General features: G+C 42.6%; 1 protein-coding gene. It reads left to right on the top strand.

Annotated features, from left to right (window positions below; all coding sequences use genetic code 11):
* Positions 1-295: IS630 transposase-related protein (locus tag AAEY88_RS12740; protein WP_350562968.1), on the top strand; the 295-nt coding region annotated here is incomplete at its 5' end.
* Between the last annotated feature and the right edge of the window lie 31 nt (positions 296-326).

Raw genomic sequence — 326 nt, 5'->3', positions numbered from 1 at the left:
GACCTTTGCCGAGGCAGCTGAATTCTATAATCTCAGCCCAACCACCATACAGAACTGGAAGAGACGTGTTCATAGCAAAACAACCAGGCAAACCAAACCCTATAAAATACCAGATGATGTGCTACTTAATGATGTCAAAGAACATCCTGATGATTACCAGTATGAGCGAGCACGTCGTCTAAACTGTAGTAAAACAGGCATTCATCATGCCCTAAAGCGTCTAGGCATCAGTCAAAAAAAAGACTTTAGAACATCCAAAAGCCTGTCCGATCAAAAGAGCGATATATCAGAATAAGCTTGAGCACTTTAAGCAGCAAGGCTACCCC

Origin of the sequence: Psychrobacter sp. CAL346-MNA-CIBAN-0220, from assembly GCF_040309805.1 — a bacterium.
In the GTDB taxonomy this organism is placed as follows: Bacteria; Pseudomonadota; Gammaproteobacteria; order Pseudomonadales; family Moraxellaceae; genus Psychrobacter.
The sequence above is the reverse complement of the archived record's forward strand: the minus strand, read 5'-3'. Positions and strand labels throughout refer to the sequence as shown.